The sequence below is a fragment of the Pseudomonas sp. GW821-FHT03C07 genome, from assembly GCF_059420925.1.
This window is the reverse complement of record NZ_JBWKUQ010000003.1, coordinates 305,467-321,654: the sequence shown is the minus strand read 5'-3', so window position 1 is coordinate 321,654 and position 16,188 is coordinate 305,467. Positions and strand designations below refer to the sequence as shown.

At 56.8% G+C, this 16,188-nt stretch carries 23 protein-coding genes and 1 pseudogene; 10 read left to right on the top strand and 14 right to left on the bottom strand.

The window, feature by feature from the left end; all coding sequences use genetic code 11:
• Positions 1–15: 15 nt before the first annotated feature.
• Genes AC07VG_RS07725 through AC07VG_RS07665 form a run of 13 tightly spaced genes read right to left on the bottom strand, consistent with a single transcriptional unit; the run spans position 16 to position 9,081 of the window.
• Complete coding sequence (locus tag AC07VG_RS07725) at positions 16–1,770, bottom strand: ParB family protein (RefSeq protein WP_495020772.1); 1,755 nt, start codon at positions 1,768–1,770, stop codon at positions 16–18.
• Positions 1,767–2,000, bottom strand: coding sequence for an Arc family DNA-binding protein (locus AC07VG_RS07720; RefSeq protein ID WP_495020771.1), 234 nt, complete (start codon positions 1,998–2,000; stop codon positions 1,767–1,769). Before AC07VG_RS07720 ends, AC07VG_RS07725 begins: the two co-directional genes overlap by 4 nt.
• Positions 2,001–2,030: 30 nt before the next feature.
• Positions 2,031–3,029: a nucleoid-associated protein YejK gene (gene yejK, locus AC07VG_RS07715; protein ID WP_495020770.1), complete on the bottom strand. Its 999-nt coding sequence runs from the start codon at positions 3,027–3,029 to the stop codon at positions 2,031–2,033.
• Positions 3,029–3,262: a type II toxin-antitoxin system HicA family toxin gene (locus AC07VG_RS07710; protein WP_495020769.1), complete on the bottom strand. Its 234-nt coding sequence runs from the start codon at positions 3,260–3,262 to the stop codon at positions 3,029–3,031. The genes yejK and AC07VG_RS07710 overlap by 1 nt, the downstream gene beginning before the upstream one ends.
• Entirely contained in the window at positions 3,255–3,800 is a 546-nt protein-coding gene (locus AC07VG_RS07705; protein ID WP_495020768.1) for a hypothetical protein, read from the bottom strand. Before AC07VG_RS07705 ends, AC07VG_RS07710 begins: the two co-directional genes overlap by 8 nt.
• Positions 3,790–3,981 carry a hypothetical protein gene (locus AC07VG_RS07700; RefSeq protein WP_495020767.1) on the bottom strand — a complete coding sequence of 64 codons (192 nt, stop codon included), beginning with the start codon at positions 3,979–3,981 and terminating at the stop codon, positions 3,790–3,792. Before AC07VG_RS07700 ends, AC07VG_RS07705 begins: the two co-directional genes overlap by 11 nt.
• Positions 3,978–5,327 (bottom strand): replicative DNA helicase, encoded by a 1,350-nt coding sequence (gene dnaB, locus AC07VG_RS07695; RefSeq protein ID WP_495020766.1) that lies wholly within the window; start codon positions 5,325–5,327, stop codon positions 3,978–3,980. The genes AC07VG_RS07700 and dnaB overlap by 4 nt, the downstream gene beginning before the upstream one ends.
• Positions 5,324–5,542 carry a hypothetical protein gene (locus tag AC07VG_RS07690; protein ID WP_495020765.1) on the bottom strand — a complete coding sequence of 73 codons (219 nt, stop codon included), beginning with the start codon at positions 5,540–5,542 and terminating at the stop codon, positions 5,324–5,326. The genes dnaB and AC07VG_RS07690 overlap by 4 nt, the downstream gene beginning before the upstream one ends.
• Positions 5,526–6,260, bottom strand: coding sequence for an HNH endonuclease (locus AC07VG_RS07685; RefSeq protein WP_495020764.1), 735 nt, complete (start codon positions 6,258–6,260; stop codon positions 5,526–5,528). The genes AC07VG_RS07690 and AC07VG_RS07685 overlap by 17 nt, the downstream gene beginning before the upstream one ends.
• Positions 6,257–6,955: a DUF2786 domain-containing protein gene (locus AC07VG_RS07680; RefSeq protein WP_495020904.1), complete on the bottom strand. Its 699-nt coding sequence runs from the start codon at positions 6,953–6,955 to the stop codon at positions 6,257–6,259. Before AC07VG_RS07680 ends, AC07VG_RS07685 begins: the two co-directional genes overlap by 4 nt.
• Complete coding sequence (locus tag AC07VG_RS07675) at positions 6,955–7,467, bottom strand: hypothetical protein (RefSeq protein ID WP_495020763.1); 513 nt, start codon at positions 7,465–7,467, stop codon at positions 6,955–6,957. Before AC07VG_RS07675 ends, AC07VG_RS07680 begins: the two co-directional genes overlap by 1 nt.
• On the bottom strand, positions 7,464–8,219 hold the full coding sequence (locus AC07VG_RS07670; protein ID WP_495020762.1) for a hypothetical protein: 756 nt from the start codon (positions 8,217–8,219) through the stop codon (positions 7,464–7,466). The genes AC07VG_RS07675 and AC07VG_RS07670 overlap by 4 nt, the downstream gene beginning before the upstream one ends.
• A 1-nt stretch (position 8,220) precedes the next feature.
• Entirely contained in the window at positions 8,221–9,081 is an 861-nt protein-coding gene (locus tag AC07VG_RS07665; protein ID WP_495020761.1) for a ParA family protein, read from the bottom strand.
• Between the two features lie 517 nt (positions 9,082–9,598).
• Between AC07VG_RS07665 and AC07VG_RS07660 the strand changes: the two genes are divergently transcribed.
• From AC07VG_RS07660 to AC07VG_RS07635, 6 genes are all read left to right on the top strand, one after another.
• The gene (locus AC07VG_RS07660; RefSeq protein ID WP_494999630.1) at positions 9,599–10,294 is read left to right on the top strand and encodes a hypothetical protein; all 696 of its coding nucleotides are present in this window, start codon (positions 9,599–9,601) and stop codon (positions 10,292–10,294) included.
• Positions 10,291–10,731, top strand: a complete 441-nt coding sequence (locus AC07VG_RS07655) for a hypothetical protein (protein ID WP_495020760.1) — start codon at positions 10,291–10,293, stop codon at positions 10,729–10,731. The genes AC07VG_RS07660 and AC07VG_RS07655 overlap by 4 nt, the downstream gene beginning before the upstream one ends.
• Positions 10,732–10,755: 24 nt before the next feature.
• On the top strand, positions 10,756–11,187 hold the full coding sequence (locus tag AC07VG_RS07650) for a hypothetical protein (RefSeq protein WP_495020759.1): 432 nt from the start codon (positions 10,756–10,758) through the stop codon (positions 11,185–11,187).
• Positions 11,188–11,537: 350 nt separating this feature from the next.
• Positions 11,538–11,984, top strand: coding sequence for an Rrf2 family transcriptional regulator (locus AC07VG_RS07645; protein ID WP_494999632.1), 447 nt, complete (start codon positions 11,538–11,540; stop codon positions 11,982–11,984).
• Positions 11,985–12,036: 52 nt separating this feature from the next.
• Entirely contained in the window at positions 12,037–12,273 is a 237-nt protein-coding gene (locus AC07VG_RS07640; RefSeq protein ID WP_495020758.1) for an NAD(P)-binding domain-containing protein, read from the top strand.
• Entirely contained in the window at positions 12,215–12,448 is a 234-nt protein-coding gene (locus tag AC07VG_RS07635) for a hypothetical protein (protein ID WP_495020910.1), read from the top strand. The genes AC07VG_RS07640 and AC07VG_RS07635 overlap by 59 nt, the downstream gene beginning before the upstream one ends.
• A gap of 7 nt (positions 12,449–12,455) precedes the next feature.
• On the opposite strand, the gene AC07VG_RS07630 is transcribed toward AC07VG_RS07635, so the two are convergent.
• Complete coding sequence (locus tag AC07VG_RS07630) at positions 12,456–13,088, bottom strand: glutathione S-transferase family protein (RefSeq protein ID WP_494999633.1); 633 nt, start codon at positions 13,086–13,088, stop codon at positions 12,456–12,458.
• 83 nt (positions 13,089–13,171) lie between these two features.
• Here AC07VG_RS07630 and AC07VG_RS07625 point away from each other — a divergent pair, with 83 nt between their 5' ends.
• The 4 genes and pseudogenes from AC07VG_RS07625 to AC07VG_RS07610 all read left to right on the top strand — a co-directional run bounded on the left by AC07VG_RS07625 (position 13,172) and on the right by AC07VG_RS07610 (position 16,188).
• The gene (locus AC07VG_RS07625) at positions 13,172–14,044 is read left to right on the top strand and encodes a helix-turn-helix domain-containing protein (RefSeq protein WP_495020757.1); all 873 of its coding nucleotides are present in this window, start codon (positions 13,172–13,174) and stop codon (positions 14,042–14,044) included.
• Positions 14,045–14,855: 811 nt separating this feature from the next.
• Positions 14,856–15,458: pseudogene (locus tag AC07VG_RS07620) on the top strand (methyl-accepting chemotaxis protein); the annotation flags it as partial.
• A gap of 12 nt (positions 15,459–15,470) precedes the next feature.
• Positions 15,471–15,839 (top strand): response regulator, encoded by a 369-nt coding sequence (locus AC07VG_RS07615; RefSeq protein WP_494999635.1) that lies wholly within the window; start codon positions 15,471–15,473, stop codon positions 15,837–15,839.
• A 31-nt stretch (positions 15,840–15,870) separates the two neighbouring features.
• A complete protein-coding gene (locus AC07VG_RS07610) occupies positions 15,871–16,188 on the top strand; it encodes an STAS domain-containing protein (protein ID WP_494999636.1) in 318 nt (105 codons plus the stop codon).

Below are 16,188 nucleotides of genomic sequence, written 5' to 3'. Positions count from 1 at the left end.
TCCCATGATCGTCCGCTATACGCTGTCAGTCGGTGGTGTGGTGTCAGTGAGTGACTGGATCTCCAGATCAATTAACCGTCGGGCTAGGCGAATGATCCGGAATAATTTCACCAAGGCTCCATCGCTCAGCCGGCCGGAGTCGCTTGGCTTCTGGTCTTTAGTGACGGGCTGTCCCAGCAGCAACTGGCCAAGGCCAGCTGCGAATTCGAAATCGGTCAGTGCATCCACCTGGAGTTCGGGCTTTTGCTGAATCATGTTCAGTGCGATGGCAATCGAACCGCTCAAGGACTGGAGCAGCATCAATGTGTGCTGAGCTGTAGCAGTGACTTCAAGCTCATCCTCTGGATGCCGGTAGCTGAATCCAATCCCGCCTTCGACTTCGATGATTTCTCCAGGTGCACCTACCGAGCTGGCAATTTCCCGGGCGAGTTGAGCAATGTGGAGACGGAGTAGGTCCGTTGTGTCGATCTCTCGCTCGATGTACCAAAGATCTGAAATCGGGTGCAGCCCACCGGCTTGAACAGGAATTGCCACCAGTGCGTTTGCCTCGAAGTCCGGCAGCTCTTCACCGTCGATTGCAGCGAGTCGTTGTTTCATGTTCTGAACGCGAGCCGAGGTCGTAACAGGGCTAGCTACGTGACCGTCCAGACGGGCTTGCCGCTCCACCGGAGACATTGGTGAAGGTGGAGTAGGCTCGGTGAGTGGTTGCTTGTGTTGAGTGAGGCTTCCTGGTGTTTTCGATTCTTGGGACGTAGGTGGCTTTTGTTCGGTACCTGGCGTGCTGGTGTTCTCACTTCTTGTCAGGGGCTGCGCTACCTGCCCGGATTCTGAGCCATAAAATGTGCTCTGAGGCATTTCGAGTACTGGAGTAGAGCGGCGGAGCTGATCCTGGCTCTGAGTGATTTCCAGTAGTATTTTCTCGTAACCGAGGTCCAGCGGCTTTTTGAGTTGATCAATCAGCTCGTCCTGGAAGCGCTGGAACAGAAACTCTTCGGCATCACCCTCAAACTGGGACAGGACATCTTGGTAGATCGTGTCGAAGTCTAGGAGCTGCCCCTGCTCCTGGTAATTTCGTTCCCAGCATTGATGAGCGGTCTTTCGTAGAGCAAGCAGTTTTGCAATCCTATCTACTCCTAGTCCCGAATAGAGTAGGCCGGGAACTGCGGGTAATAGGTGACGGATAGCGTCTTGCATGCGGCTTATGTGTGATTGTGATACTGGGTACCCATCGGCCCCCAAACGTCGTGCAAGTTCTCGTTGGGATATCGCGCCCCCAGACTCCTCTTCGTAAAGCGCTCGTGCCTTTTCTACCCCAACGGCACGCTCAATGAACAGTAGCTGACCCTGCAGATCGTTTTCAGCCAAGTGTCCGGTGAGGGAGATGATCTCCCCACGAGCACTATCCCATGGACGAAACAGGCAGTGGAACTTAAAGAACTTTTCGTCCCCGGTTTCACGGTACAACTCATTGAGAATCGCCAGGCGCGTGTTACCACCATTCCGGATGCGAAACTTTTCCTCGCCAGGACGGCGGGTCACCGGGGGAGGTGTATCAAGCCCGCGGTGCCGGATCGATTCTTTGATCTCGTCGTATTTCGGGTTGCGCGTTGTGCGTGGGTTATCGTCGTAGGGCAGCGTTTCATCCAGCGTCAGCAACATGGGAGTATCAACGATGGGATCGCTCATACGTTGAGCTACAGGGGCATTCTGCTGAAACGCCGGCTTCAGCAGTTGCTCTTTCATTGAGGCGATAGAAGGAGAGGGCTTCATGCTTCAGATCCAGGTTGAACGGCTGAGCTAGGGGCAGTCAGCAACTGGTCGATGATTTTGTTGGCTCGCTCAAGAGCCGATTCAAGCTCGGTGAAACGCTCCAGGCGATGAATAATCTCGGAGTTCATAGAGCGAACGTTGGCTCGTGCGTTTTGTGCAATTCGGTTCCGCATCCCATCCGGAAGACGGACGACGAATTTCTCTTCAAGTTGACGTTGTTGGGCGGTCATAGCATTCTCCAATTCCAAATTCAGTTGGGTTCAACGGCGTTTCAATTGATCACTGAGCTGAGTAGGCAGCCCCTTGATGATCAGGGTCCCAGCCTCTTCGTCGTACTCGATCTTCGAGCCCAGGAGGTGGGCTTCGAAGCTGATGGACAGACCTTCGGCTCGGCCGGTGAAGCGACGGAATTGGTTGATGGTGCGCTTATCCACTGGGATCACCGGCGACAGGCCGTAGTCCTTGTTGTGGATATGGTCGTAGAACGCCCGTGGACGATCCTCGTCGATCAGCCCGGACAGTTCTTCCAGGCCCATAGGCTCCCCCGCTTTTACCTGGCTACTGGCGTAGTCGACCAGGGTCCAGGTTTTTTCTCGGGCATCGTCCTCTGGTAGGTCTTCGCTTTCCACGAAGTCACTGAAGGCTTTGAGCAGGGTGCGGGTCTCGGCCGGACCGTCGACGCCTTCCAGGCAGCCGATGAAATCGCGGAAATACTCCGTGGCTTTCCTACCGTTCTTGCCCCTGATGAATGAGATGTACTGCTTCGATTGCTTGTTGTTCTGCCAATCGGAAATGTTGATCCTAGCCGCCAGGTGCAGCTGGTTAAGGTCCAGATGACGCGACGGGGTCACGTCCAGCTCGGCGTTCACCGTCACGCCTTCGCTGTGGTGCAGCAGGGCGATCGCCAAGTAGTCGGTCATGCCTTGCTGGTAGTGCGCGAACAGCACATAGCCGCCCACCGAGAGGTTGGACTCCATCAGCTTTTGCAGATGTTCGACCGCAATCCGGCTGAACGCGGTGAAGTCCTTGCCGCCGTCCAGGTATTCCTTCAGCCAGCCGCTGAACGGATGCGCACCAGACTCGGCATGGAAGAAGCCCCAGGCTTTGCCTTGCTTGGCGTTGTAGCTTTCGTTGAGCTCGGCGAGCAGGTGCTCGATGGCCTGGGACTTGGCCAGTTCGGAGTCACGGGCGTGCAGGATCGCGGGCAAGCCATCAGGTTTTTTGTCGATCAAATGGACAATGGCGTGGCGAATAGGCATCAGATTGTCTCCTGCGAATGCTGTGTCGGCATGCGATCCGCGCGGCGAGCGCGGGCGATTGCGTTCAGGCCTGAGCGGTAGTCGCTGGCCGTCGAAGAGGTGAAGATCGATCCACGACCGACCTTTGTTAACTTGATATGCCCGCCCTGAGTGCGGGTGACGGTCCAGCCGTTGGCAATCGCAAACTCCACCAACTGTTGGTGTTTTTTACGAGTGAGCAAAGGACTATGCATGGGCGTTTTCTCCCGTCTGCTTGCGGTCGACTTCACCGGCAAGTGCATTCCCAACCTCTATGGCGATGATCTCGGCTTCGTCTCCAGGGAAGTGGGTACCGAGGTCATTGAGGAACTGTCGTGTTGCCTCCCGAGCACCCGGAATGCGGAAAATTACCGTGCAATGTTGAACATCGACCTGGGGCTTCAGGTGGGGCATGACTGCCACTTTCAATGCACAGCCTTGTAGGTGGCGGGGTATCCACACTGACCAGAAGTAGCTGGAGATCAATGCTCCGGCGCAGAGGAGGTCAACAGAGAGGGTTCCGCAAGTCGTGACGGCCAGGTCGATGTAGCCAAGTTGTTTGAACTCCAGCAGGTCGTTTTTCATGCTTGCCGGTACCACGGTGCTGTGATCGCGAGCCAGACGACCGATCGCCTGGGCGAGAGCGTCCAGCTCCACGGGATTGATACCGGTTCTGTGAGCATGAACGACAGCCGAAGCCTCAAAGAGTGTGTTGGCTGGAATTGATGGGAAGAGGGGGGCGCTATAGTGCATGGGACACCTCGTCCTTGAGCTCCACGACGTCGTAGCTGCCGCATTGCGGGCAGATGTTGACTTCGACCTCGCCGTCGGGAGAGGTCGGAGCTGGAATGCAGTGACGCACCTGGTTGAGTTGGTAGTGGGAATTGCAGCCACGGCACCAGTGCGTTATCGAATTCGTATCAATGATGGTCATACTCCTGCTCCTTGCCAGCCGCTGCTGGCACTGAGGTTCGCAAAACGGGTTTGGTGAGGAATGAAGGCGGTGCGCACGGTCCCGGTAGGGCCATTACGAGCCTTGCCGATGATCAGTTCGGCGATTCCCTTGAACTCGGTTTGCGGGTGATAGACCTCGTCGCGGTATACGAACAGGATGACATCGGCGTCTTGCTCAATTGCCCCTCCATCACGCAGGTCCGCGTTGATAGGGCGTTTGTTCGGGCGGCGCTCCAGCTCCCGGTTGAGTTGGGAAAGGGCAATGACCGGGCAATTCATCTCTTTGGCCAGAGCCTTGAGCGATCGAGATATGGCGCCGATCTCATTCGCCCTGTTCTCTTGACCTGGGCAGCGCATAAGCTGCAGATAGTCGATCATGATCAGAGACGGGTGGCCGAACCGACGTGCTGCGCGTCGCGATTTGGCCCTCAGCGCCGCAGGAGTGAGGTCTGAGGAGTCGTCGATTACCAGGCGTTCGCCGTAATCGTTGATTCGTCCGACCGCGTACGTCAGTTTCGGCCAGTCCTCATCATCGAGCGTGCCCTTCAGCAGTTTCCCGAGATCGAGGTGTCCGAGAACTGCCATCAGTCGATAGAGGAGGGCTTTTGCCGGCATCTCTACACTGAAGACCTGAACCGTCCGGTCGGGCTTCTTGTGCAAGGCCGTGTCCACGAAGTTTAGTGCCAAGGACGTCTTGCCCATCGACGGTCGAGCACCAACGATGATGAGATCTGCCTCCTGGAAGCCGGAGGTCATATCATCCAGATCATCCAATCCCGAGGGCACGCCCGTGACCGTGACGTTACCGTTGAAGTGCTCGTCGATCTGCTCGACGACGGTGTTCAGGCATTGGTTGACGTTCACAAAGTCTGATGAGTTTTTGCCTTCGCCGAGGGCGAACAGTTGTTGTTCAATCGACTCCTGAACCTCGGTTGCATCTGCCTGCGGGTCAGTCGCTTCGCGTGAGCATTGAAAGCCCACGGACATCAGTTGCCTAAGCTGTGAGCGATTGCGCACGATGTGTGCGTAATGCTCAATGTTGGCCACCGACGGAATGTTTTTGGCCAACTCGACCAGATAGGGTAACCCTCCCGCCTCGGAAGGCGTTTCCAGAGCGTCATGCACCGTCACTATGTCGAACGGAACGGATTTGCTGGAAAGCGTGGCTATCGCTCTGAACAGCAACCGGTGCTCATGTTGAAAAAAGTCTTCGGGCAGCAACCTGTCCGCGACAAGATCCCAGGTGTTGTTATCCAGCAATAGACCGCCCAGGACACCTTGTTCTGCCTCGAGCGAATGAGGCGGTGAAAGATCGAGATGATTCATTTGCGTGCCTCCTGCTCGATTTGCAGGAAGCCGCTACCGCCGCGGGCGTCGAGTGCTTTGACCATCTCCACTTCGACCTTGGCCGAGTTGACCATCACCTGGGCAACCTCGGCGACGGCCTTGGCACGTTCGATCTCCAGCGGTTTGTCTCGATCAAGCAAGGCTTCGATCGTGACGAACAAGTGGTTACGCAGATCCTCAATCTTGTTTTTCATGCTCGACCTCACGAATGGCGCGCTTGAGCTTGCCGACGGCGCGAATGGCTGATTTCAGCTCTTCTGGATAGCGGTGGATGGTGTTGCGCCTCATGCGCTCTGCACGGGTGATGAGTTCCAGGTTTTCAAGAACGATGCGGTTCTTGTTGCCGTCCTTGAAACAGATGCAATGGCCGGTAGGTATCGGACCGTTGTGTTCTTCCCAGAGCAGGGCATGCACGGATACCCAGTCGGCTGGTGGATAACCTGTATCGGTGACTTTGCGCTGCAGGTAGCCCTCGGGTGTAGTTCGGGTACTACCAACCGGGAGCCAGTTCCCTGGCTTGCTACCTTTCTTGAACTGCGTATCAGCAGCGCGGCCTCTTACGGGAAGCCCCTTCAGGCCTTGGTTCCATGGTCGATGACCAAGGGGGAATCGGCTGGCTTCGCCGCGTTTATTCACCTGTTGGCCGCATGCGGCAAGGCTCTGCTTGAGGTACTCCTCGCTTTTATGCAAACCCAGTTGATTTGCTTTTTTGTAGACCTGCGGCACAGTCACGCCAAGATCAACGGCGATCGATTCCGTGGGTTCGTCCGCATACCGGGCTGTGAGTTCGGCCTCTTCGGCCAGGGTCCATTGGCGGCGGCGGGGTACAGGGCGGCTTCTATTGATCCTTGCTGCGTGCGCTCGCTCCATTGCGGCTTTTGCCAAAGGTGAAAGTTTGACAGTGGCTGTCATCTGGCACCCCCAGCTGGAAGTGCAGCTTTAGCGTTCTGTCCTACACCTCGGTGTAGGCGGACTTTCTGACCTTGTGTCCAGCCCGCATTGAGCGAGCCAGTGTCGTAGCCCTTAGCCTCAAGGGGTTCAATCTCCTTGAGGCTCAGGGCAGGGTGGTGGAACTCCAGGTAGGCTTTGATCTCCTGGTCAGTCTTTTCATCCATTGCCCCGGCGAATTCAGCCACTTTGTAGCTGACAGCATTCAACCAACCTTCAGCGAACAGTTGACCGCGACGGCGTTTGGTTTTCAGCTGACAGCGTTTTTGCTGGGCAACAAATTCTTGCCGAGCAGCCACCAACTGGTGGTGGAGTGCCGAATAGGCATGTGCTGCTAGCTCAGGGGAGATCCCCTTTCCCAGGAATTTGAAGGACCATCCTTTCAATACGTTGAAGTAGGCCAGGTAAGAGCCATCGAAGGCCTGTGCGCAGATAGATGCCAGGCGGTGCGCCCAGTCCTGCGGTGCACGTTTAGTTCCGGTCGCTACACTGACCTCATCAATGGAGTGTGCCACCACCTCAAGGGATTCGAGGTTGTACTGCTTCATCAGCGCTCTGGCCTGACGCAGTGCAGTTTCGACCTCGGTTGGTGATGCACCTTTGGAGTTCGCCAGCGCGAAGCACTTGGCGACTTTGTCCAAGACTTTCTGCTTGTCCATCATGCAGCCTCCAAACGTTTGGCCTTCGTTGCTGCCAACGCAGTCTTGTAGCTGGCCTTCGCCTCTTTCTGCGTCTTGCACCACTCGCCAGTGGCGCGGCTAGTGCGCATGCGGTATCCCGCTTCGTAGCCAGAAATGCGGCACTTCTCCCGATACTCGACTTTCGGTTTCTCGATGCCCAGCCACTCATGGAAGTTCAGCCCGGTGTCCTCGCTCTGGAACTGCTCATAGCGCGTTGGCTTCGGTAGTGCTGGCAAATGAGCCAAGGCGAAGCGTTCGCCATCCCGGGTCGCGCGGTACACGACCTCATCCTGTGGGCAAAAGGCTGGGGGCTTTCCGCACGACATGAGGCCTGCAGCGACCAGCCCGTCGAGGTGCCGACCGTCGTCGCAACCAGGACTGGTGAGAAAGTGGTTTCGGCTCACCGTGCGTCGATATCGGTTGTCGGGCGACAAGCCGAGGGTGTGCCAAAGAAGGCTGAGTTGCTCTTGGCTAACCGTTTGAGCGCTCATGCCTGACCCTCCTGTTTTTCACATGCAGGAGATAAAGCGTCCTTCCACAGACGAAGGGTCTCGCGTTCATCCGACGTCAATGCGACTAGGGCGATGGCATCAGCTACTTTTTCCTGAATGGCTTGGAGTCGATCCTCTACAGTTGACCCGTCGTCATAGGCGAGATGGCTTGTTATGTCGTGGATGACGTCATACCGGATCGAGGTCAGGTTGTTTATGCGGTATTGCGTGATCGTCCACCCATATAGACGAGCTGGTTCCTTGAGTTCATTTCTGACGTAGAGATTGAACTCGATCGCGTTACGCACGGTGTGGTGCTGTCTTGCGCGATTGAGGATGAGCGCAGTTTTGATAACGTCCAGCTGCTGCTCATTGGTCTCGGCTGGGAGGGGGTAAGCACTGGCTACAAGCTGTTTAGCCCGAGCAAGACGTGCTTCCTGGCGACGTTTCGACTCTTTTTCTGATCGCACGCGCTTTTCCTTCGCATGCTCGACCTGAGTATTCACCGAGTAGATGAGATGAGCTGCATCCTGCAGGAGTTTGCGCTGCTCTGGGGTCAGGTGTTCGCTGAGACGACCCAATACACCAGTGCCCATTTTCCAGCGGCCGTCGCTAAGCTTGCGGATTTCGCGTGCTGTGTTAGTGAGTTTGGTCTGAACGGCGCGTAGCTCCTTTGAGCTGTAGGACTGATTCAGTTTTTGCATTACTTCAGGCGTAATGCCGCTGGCGTCGGTAATGGATGGCTTCGCCATATCAACGACCCTCCTTCACCAGCTTGGCTACCCTTTCCTCGGTCAGGGCTTCGAAGCGATCACGCCATTCAGGGAAGACCTCGATAGCCAAGTTACGGATGGTAGTCAGTGCCGACGGAGCAACTTGATCCGCAGGCTTTTTGTACTCCAACCGGTGGGCAGGCATGCCCCGGGAGGCGGCTTCGCGAAAAACTACGGCCGCGGGGACGGTGGTTTCCAGGACGTTGATTTCAGGGTTGTCCTCGAAGATTTCACGCACAGACCGTTCGATCATCTGTGCATCTTTAGTCCGGTCGAGGTTGTTGACCACGATATGAACAGGAGGGATGTTGAGGCCGAGACGCCCGTAAGCACGCAGCCCATCCAGCATCTGCATAGTGCCGCGGCTGAACTCCCGTGCAGCGAGCATGTTCGGCGGAAGTGGTGATATAGCCAGATCAGAGGCTAGGATGACCATTTCCAACATGGCCGAGCGGGCGCCCTGGGTGTCGATCAACACCAGGTCGAAATGATCTTTGAAGGCCGGCATTAGGCTTGCTAGGCGCAACCGTCCGTCGGGTGCCTGTAGCAGCAAGTTTATGAGTTGGTTATTGGCGTCGTTCGACAGCACCAGGGAGAGGTTCGGGATTGAGGTGCTTGAAATGATCCGATCAAAATCCGTCACGTTGAAGGCGAGCAGGTCGTAGATGCCGCCCTGAGCTTCCTCTACCAACTGGTAATACGACGAAAGGGAGGGCTGGACAGGGTCCAGGTCTATGAGGAGGGTTCGAAGCCCAGCATCCGCGCACAAAGCGCCGAGATTGCTAGACGTCGTGGTCTTGCCGGTACCGCCTTTGGTCGAAACGACCGATGTGATTTTCATTTTTGAAGCCTCTAATGTGGGGGTCATTAGAGGCTGCGAAGCCATGCTCGTATCGTGGAGAGCCTTATTTTACGGGGCCTACAGCTAACCTTTAGTCCAATTGTCTTTTAACCAATTGGTCGTAGGTTCGAATCCCACACGACCCACCATATTTGCAGTAGAAGAAAATCCGGAAAACCCACGAAAGTGAGGGTTTCCGGATTTTTTTTCGTCTGCGTGAATGTTTCCTTGATGTCTGTGCAGGGTCGGTCAGCAGTTGGCCCGGTTTTCGCGTTCAGCCTTTAGCGGGCGATGTTTTCTTTCGCAGGAATCTTGACGCCATTTTTCAAACGATCTAGCATGCCCCGCTGCAATGATGTCATTATGACATCTGTTGCTGGCGGGCCTCGCGGCGAGAGCTGTTTGAGTAAGCACTCCACAAGACGCTGCCGCTGAGCCTATTGCTACGTACTCTCGCTCTCGCGAGTGTGATCAGCCGTTGTAGAAAGTCGAACTTCACCCTCAAAAGGATTTGCCAATGTCGCTACGCGTCGCTCTGAGTTCCCTTGCCTTGCTGTTCGTTTGCTTCGGCTTGATAGGTTGCGCCTCCACCCTCCAGAAGCCCATCGAGCTTGACCAGCAGTTCTGGGGCGACAAGAGCCAGAGCATCGGTGTGGCTATGACGACCCTGCCACCTTCGGAACTGGCCCTGGTAGGCAATCAAGGGCTGCTGGATCTGGCGATCAACAAAGGCATCAACAGCAAGCTCAGCGATCAGGTTGCTACCTGGAAACTGAATGATGCCGCTACCATTCCCGACGAAATCGTTGCCAAGCTGCTGGCCAAGGGCTACAAAGCCAAGAAAGTGGACGAGGTAGTCGACCTCAAGGTCTATAAGGAGACTGCGTTTCACGATGGTTTTTTCAGACGCGACCTGACCCCGCTTCAAGCAAAGTTTGGCGTGGATCGCTTGCTGCTTATTTCCTACACCGCAAGCGGTGCCTTTCGCAGTTACTACAGCATAGTTCCCACAAGTGTCCCCACTCCGCAAGTAGGCGGCATCGGCGCGGTGGTAGATCTGCATGACAATCACCTGCTCTGGTACAAACCCTTCGCTGTTGTCCACCCCGCTCAAGGCGAATGGGACCAACCGAACTACAGCAACTTGTCCAACGCGTTCTATCAAGCTGTGGACAGCAGTCGCCAACTGGTGATTACTCCTTTCGCACAATGAAGATCTGGTATTGCGCATTCCTGTTGGCCGGCGGCGTGCTGCTGACGGGATGTGTCGAACATTCAGTTTCCGAACCCGATTTCGACGATCCATCCGCACTGCCTTACGTCAATGCCCACGGTGTGAGTGTGGAGGTGCAGCTGCCGCCCGAGGGCTTTGTCACCGCGAGCATGGTCATTGACGCCAAGACTGCGCAAAACGCCATGCAAACTAGCGACACCCTGACGCGAAGTGCGGTCAATGCCGGTGGTCTGGTAGGCCTGCTGGCGGCCAGCGCCATCAATACCCGAACCGGTGTCGGTGCACTCGAGCGCGATGCCAGGGCCAGCGCACAGAATGACGCTCGGCCCATGGCCGCGCTGCTTGACGACCAGGGCCTGCAAGACGTCCTGCAGCGACGTTATCGAGAAGCGAGTCAGGCTGCCGGACTCAGGTAAGCACAAGGACTGGTCAGCGCACGGTTGCTGATTACCGCGCAACTGGTGCTCAGCGCTGATCGCAGCCGTTTTGTCCTGGTCAGCCGAACACAGGTTCAGGACATTGCGGGTTCGGTTCTCTATCAGCGGCGGATCGAGGTCCTGGGCAAGCCATTCCGTCGTTGCGGCGAGCAGTGCGTGGATGACGGGCACCTGGATCAGGCCAGGGTGAATGAGCAGCTGCAAGTGTGCATTGCCGAAGCCATGCGTGTGTTGACGCAGGATTTAAATGTCACCGATAGCCATTTCAGCCGCGAGGAGACCATCCGTTACGTACTTGATGGCCAGCGCATCGTCGAGCGTGGACAACTGCTGCCTTCTTCCGATGGATACCACCGCTATCGCAACCTGGACGGAGCGCTCAAGTCGGTGCCTGTTGTCTTCGAGAATACAGCGAGCGAAACCACTCTTCCCTGATCGAGCTGATCCTTCAGGGCGACACCTGGGCTTCGGTAGCGAGCGCTATCTAGCAAAGTGGCCTCAGCCGAGAGCATTAAATGCGCGGGTTACTTGGCCCAATTCGTTGCACCAAGAACCACAGGATGGAGATGAGACCATAAAGGCTGGACTTGCCCCTACCAGACAGGAGACTAGCCAGCGGAGAAGGCACGCGCAAGCGGTCAGGATTTTCTAGGAAATTTCAGTCAAGGGAAAGCGAGTTGTCTTGTTGGCAATGAAAAACCGATGACGGCTGAGGCTGAGTTAGAAATTGACGGCAAAAAATATAAATGTAATAGTGTTGGTTACACACAGTTTGGGTGTCCGCGATGCCTACCAGCACACGCTTTGCCGTCGCGATTCACACACTTGCAGCCATTGCCGTGAGTGGTGGCAGGCCTATGCGCTCTGAAGACCTCGCCTATAGCGCCAACACCAGCGCTGTGGTGATCCGTGGACTGCTTTCGCGTCTAAGCGCGGCAAAACTTACGACCTCTCAACTGGGCGCTGGCGGCGGTGCGCTGCTGGCAAAGCCGGCGGCGCAGATCAAGTTGCTGGACGTGTATCGAGCGGTAGAAGCTCCGGAGCTTTTTTCCTTGCACCGCACGCCTCCCTGCGAAAGCTGCGCGGTTGGCGGAAATATCCTGGCGGCGATACAACCTTCATTGGATCGCGCGCGTCAGGCGCTTGAGATGGAATTGGCGAAGGTCAGCGTTGCCGACATCGCCGAGGAAGTGGCACGGCTGGGCAAATTCACCATTCCTTTGGCGTGGTGAGTTTTTACTGATAAATGTAACTGTGTTGGTGACATACTTGTGAGGTGTTGGCATGAGCATAGGCATCATTGGAGCAGGCAACTTGGGCGGTGGATTTGCTCGGGCACTGGCCAAGAAGGGTATCCCCGCGTTGATTGCCAATAGCCGGGGGCCGGAGTCGCTGAGGGCATCAAGGCCCTGGATATCGGTGGCAGATCCTCCCGCGTGGTGTCTTCGGAACTGGTGCCCGTGTGGTAAAGGCGTTCAATCACCTGGATGCAAAGGTGCTGGCCAATCTGGACGTGCCTAATGGCCAGCGGGTGTTTTTTCTCGCCGGTGACGATGCCGATGCCAAGGCGGATGTCGCCAAGCTGATAGGGCAACTGGACCTGACGGGCATCGACCTGGGGTCGCTGGAGTCGGGCGGGAGGTTGTTTGAACTTCCGTTTGGTCCGTTGTCTGTTATCAACTTGGTGAAGATATAAGCGTCGATCAGGGGTAGGCAGCTTCTTCTGCGGCCAACGCCAGCCATTGTTGTATCGGCGGGTAAGCCAATACATTGTCTACATAGCCCTGCAAAGTGGTGGGCACGGCAATCCCATAACGGCGGAAACGGAAGACCACCGGAGCAAACATCGCATCGACAATACCGAAGTCACCACAGAGGAATTGTGTTGAACCACTGACCTCGCGTAGATGGTTCCAGATGGCGAAAACCCGCTGGATATCCTCCCGGGTATCAGCGCTCAGCTCTTCAGGGATATCGCCGGTGTTCAGGCCGAACGACATCTGAGTGCGCAGGTCGCTGAAGCCCGCGTGCATTTCCGCCGCTGCGGCCCGTGCCAAAGTCTTGAGCCGAGGTTCCTCGGGCCATAGCCGGGCAGTAGGGTAGGTCTCGGCAATGTATTCGCAGATGGCCAGGCTGTCGTTGATCGCGAGGTCATCGAGCAGCAGTACCGGCACCTTGCCGGAGGGCGAATACTCAAGAATATGTTGCCGGGTCGTGCTCTGTTCCAATTTGACCTGAAGGGTTTCAAATGAAATATCGGCCTTCACAAGAGCCAGCCATGCGCGTAATGACCACGACGATTTATTGAAGTCGCCAATAACCAGTTTGATGGACATTGTTCCCTCTAGCTTGTGTGATGAACGAGGTGCTAAGTTTGGCCGCCGGGTTTTCCACCGTCTTGTACAAAACTGGACAGGCCATGCATGAAACGCCGTGTCACCAAGCCCCTGGTGATGACAAAGACTTTGTTCGGTTCTGGCGCATCGCTGAAGGTGATTGCGAGCTGTTATCCGCACGCTACAGCACTCAATCCTTCGGCCGGCATTCCCATGATCGATATGCCCTTGGCGTGATCAGTGGCGGTGTTGAAAAGCTTTTCTACCGTGGCAGCCACTCCCTGGGGGGCGCCGGCAGTCTGGTCACCATTACCCCCGGCGAGATTCATGACGGTTTGCCAGGGTACGACCAGGGTTGGATGTACCGAATGCTCTACATCGACCCGCAATGGCTCAATCGGGTGGTGTTCCAGGGGCGTTATGCGAGCGATCACATCCACCTGTTTCAAACAGCCCTGGGTCCGGCCTCGGACTTTGCCCGAACCTTTTTGCGTCAACATCAAATCATTGAAAAGTCCCCTCCCGGCCTGGAGCGGGAAACTATCCTGTTGGACTTGCTGGCTCAATTGTTCGAGCGTTGCGACGCGGCCAGTGCATCGGTCGGTGCGGCTGAGCAGCACGCGGTGAAACGACTCAAGCAGAAACTCGAAGACGAGTTCGACCAGCCGATCTCCCTGGAAGAACTAGCCCGGTGGGTGAATCTTGAGCCGCTCTATCTGATCCGGGTGTTCAAGAAGCACGTTGGCGTCTCCCCGCACAGCTATCAGATCCAGAAAAGAATTGCCCGGGTCCAGGGCCTGCTGCGCACTGGGGCGAGCCTCGCCGAAGCGTCATTGGCCTGCGGTTTCTTCGATCAAAGCCATATGAGCCGGGCGTTCAAGAAAGTAGTCGGTGTCACCCCCGGCAGTTTCCGAAACGCCGACAATGAAAACCATCCGTCGACAGGGAATGCCTGAATAAAGGTTTTGAATCGGCAGAACCCCGAACCTGCTCCGTTTCAACGGGGCTAGGGATTTTCCTACCCCGTTCCCCATCATCCCTACCCTGAAATAGGGATGCTCCGATAGTTGCGCTGATGTCGCTGGGCCACTCTTTCTCCAGGCCACCAGAAATACCGGCACAGCGCTTTTACCTGATGCGCGACCGGTCTTCCGGTTTTCTGACCCGCCCTGATCTGGAGAGACGAAGGTGAAAGGACAGACGCTATCTTCCCCTGTGAATCTGACTCTGCTACCTGCGGTCTTGAGCGGTGCGCTCGGTTGCCTGGCGATCCTGCTCGGCATGGGCCTGAGCGGTCTGGCCATCGGCAGCTGTGTCGCCGTGCTGTTGGGCGCGCTGTTGATGGGCACGCTTGCCTTGCGTGCCCTGAGCGCCGGGCAACGCCATCAGGAACAGGAACTTGAGCAATGGCGCAAGCCAGCGCCGGTGTCGCCGGATGAGGGACTGGGCGAGGTATGCAGCCAGGTCCTGCCGATCTGGTGCCGTCAGATCGACGCGGCCCGTGGCCTCAGCGAAGAGTCGATTCTCAAGCTCAGCAATCGTTTCGCCACCTTGTCGGGTGACATCAGCGCTTCAGCTTCCAGGGACGCCGGGCAGACTTCCGGGACCCGGTTGGTGGCGATCCTCGAGGTCGGTCAACGTGACCTGGACGCGATTATGGTCGCGTTGCGCGGCGCCCTCCTGCGCAAGGAGTCGGAGCTCAAGGAAGTATTGATGCTGTCCGACTTCACCTCGCAGTTGCAGGAGATGGCCAAATTTGTCGGTGATATCGCCCGGCAGACCAATCTGCTGGCGCTTAACGCGGCCATCGAGGCGGCCCGCGCCGGTGAAGCCGGCCGCGGTTTCGCGGTGGTGGCGGATGAAGTGCGCAAGCTGTCCAGCCTGTCCGGTGATACCGGTCTGAAAATCAGCGAAACAGTCAACACGGTCAATGCGGCGATCGCCAGGACGGTCGAGCTGTCCCGGCATCAGGCGCAGCAGGACTCGCAAACCCTGGCCCATTCCGAACAACTGGTGTCCCAGGTCATCGAGCATTTCCGGCACAACGCCCAGGCCATCGTCGACACCAGCAGCTCCCTGCAGCAGCAGAGCGAAAACGTGGCGAGCGAGATTGCCGATGTGCTGGTGGCGCTGCAGTTTCAGGATCGGGTCAGCCAGATGCTCAACCTGGTCAACAACGACCTCGGCAAGCTGCATGAGCAGATGAACCAACGTCAACAACTCAGCCAGGCCGGCGTCACGCCGCCGCCAATCGGCGCCCATGACTGGCTCGAGCAACTGGCCAGTACCTACACCATGCCAGAGCAGCACGCGATTCATCACGGCAAGTCCCTGGCTGGCAATGCTTCATCCGACATCACCTTTTTCTAGGGAGTATCCCCCATGAACAAAACCATTCTGATCGTCGATGACTCCGCCTCCATTCGCCAGGTGGTCAGCATCACCCTCAAGGGCGCCGGTTACGACGTGATCGAGGGCTGTGACGGCAGAGATGCGCTGAGCAAGCTTGACGGTCGCAAGATCCACCTGATCGTCAGCGACGTGAATATGCCGAACATGGACGGCCTCAGCTTCGTCAAGGCCGCCAAGCAGCTGCCGGCCTACAAGTTCACGCCGGTAATCATGTTGACCACCGAAGCTTCGGAATCGATGAAACAGCAGGGCCAGGCCATTGGCGCGAAGGCCTGGATGGTCAAGCCCTTCCAGCCGGCCCAGATGCTCAGTGCCGTGTCCAAATTGATCATGCCGTAGCCGTCCGGGACGCCCTGGAAAGGAGATTGTCATGCCACACACCATGCCTTGCCTGCGCCGGATCCTGGTTCTTGAGGGACCGCTGACCATCTACACCGCGACCGAGCGCCGGGACCTGTTGCTGGAACTGTTTCCCCTGGCGCAAGAGGTGGAGATGGACCTGGGCAGTGTCGACGAACTGGACACCGCCGGCCTGCAGTTGCTGGTGCTGGCCAAGCAGGAGTCGATCCGTCAGGGCAGCACCCTGATCCTGAGCAATCACAGCGCCGCGGTACTCCAGGCCTTCGACTTGAGCGGCTTGCACCACTATTTCGCTGAGCCGCTTGCCGCTCATGCGCAGAGAGGCTGA

What these genes read in the sequence shown, in the direction of transcription:
- AC07VG_RS07725 (WP_495020772.1), bottom strand. Translation starts at nt 1,770, where the DNA reads ATGAAGCCCTCTCCTTCTATCGCCTCAATGAAAGAGCAACTGCTGAAG.
- AC07VG_RS07720 (WP_495020771.1), bottom strand. Translation starts at nt 2,000, where the DNA reads ATGACCGCCCAACAACGTCAACTTGAAGAGAAATTCGTCGTCCGTCTT.
- yejK (WP_495020770.1), bottom strand. Translation starts at nt 3,029, where the DNA reads ATGCCTATTCGCCACGCCATTGTCCATTTGATCGACAAAAAACCTGAT.
- AC07VG_RS07710 (WP_495020769.1), bottom strand. Translation starts at nt 3,262, where the DNA reads ATGCATAGTCCTTTGCTCACTCGTAAAAAACACCAACAGTTGGTGGAG.
- AC07VG_RS07705 (WP_495020768.1), bottom strand. Translation starts at nt 3,800, where the DNA reads ATGCACTATAGCGCCCCCCTCTTCCCATCAATTCCAGCCAACACACTC.
- AC07VG_RS07700 (WP_495020767.1), bottom strand. Translation starts at nt 3,981, where the DNA reads ATGACCATCATTGATACGAATTCGATAACGCACTGGTGCCGTGGCTGC.
- dnaB (WP_495020766.1), bottom strand. Translation starts at nt 5,327, where the DNA reads ATGAATCATCTCGATCTTTCACCGCCTCATTCGCTCGAGGCAGAACAA.
- AC07VG_RS07690 (WP_495020765.1), bottom strand. Translation starts at nt 5,542, where the DNA reads ATGAAAAACAAGATTGAGGATCTGCGTAACCACTTGTTCGTCACGATC.
- AC07VG_RS07685 (WP_495020764.1), bottom strand. Translation starts at nt 6,260, where the DNA reads ATGACAGCCACTGTCAAACTTTCACCTTTGGCAAAAGCCGCAATGGAG.
- AC07VG_RS07680 (WP_495020904.1), bottom strand. Translation starts at nt 6,955, where the DNA reads ATGGACAAGCAGAAAGTCTTGGACAAAGTCGCCAAGTGCTTCGCGCTG.
- AC07VG_RS07675 (WP_495020763.1), bottom strand. Translation starts at nt 7,467, where the DNA reads ATGAGCGCTCAAACGGTTAGCCAAGAGCAACTCAGCCTTCTTTGGCAC.
- AC07VG_RS07670 (WP_495020762.1), bottom strand. Translation starts at nt 8,219, where the DNA reads ATGGCGAAGCCATCCATTACCGACGCCAGCGGCATTACGCCTGAAGTA.
- AC07VG_RS07665 (WP_495020761.1), bottom strand. Translation starts at nt 9,081, where the DNA reads ATGAAAATCACATCGGTCGTTTCGACCAAAGGCGGTACCGGCAAGACC.
- AC07VG_RS07660 (WP_494999630.1), top strand. Translation starts at nt 9,599, where the DNA reads ATGTCGCTACGCGTCGCTCTGAGTTCCCTTGCCTTGCTGTTCGTTTGC.
- AC07VG_RS07655 (WP_495020760.1), top strand. Translation starts at nt 10,291, where the DNA reads ATGAAGATCTGGTATTGCGCATTCCTGTTGGCCGGCGGCGTGCTGCTG.
- AC07VG_RS07645 (WP_494999632.1), top strand. Translation starts at nt 11,538, where the DNA reads ATGCCTACCAGCACACGCTTTGCCGTCGCGATTCACACACTTGCAGCC.
- AC07VG_RS07640 (WP_495020758.1), top strand. Translation starts at nt 12,037, where the DNA reads ATGAGCATAGGCATCATTGGAGCAGGCAACTTGGGCGGTGGATTTGCT.
- AC07VG_RS07630 (WP_494999633.1), bottom strand. Translation starts at nt 13,088, where the DNA reads ATGTCCATCAAACTGGTTATTGGCGACTTCAATAAATCGTCGTGGTCA.
- AC07VG_RS07625 (WP_495020757.1), top strand. Translation starts at nt 13,172, where the DNA reads ATGCATGAAACGCCGTGTCACCAAGCCCCTGGTGATGACAAAGACTTT.
- AC07VG_RS07615 (WP_494999635.1), top strand. Translation starts at nt 15,471, where the DNA reads ATGAACAAAACCATTCTGATCGTCGATGACTCCGCCTCCATTCGCCAG.
- AC07VG_RS07610 (WP_494999636.1), top strand. Translation starts at nt 15,871, where the DNA reads ATGCCACACACCATGCCTTGCCTGCGCCGGATCCTGGTTCTTGAGGGA.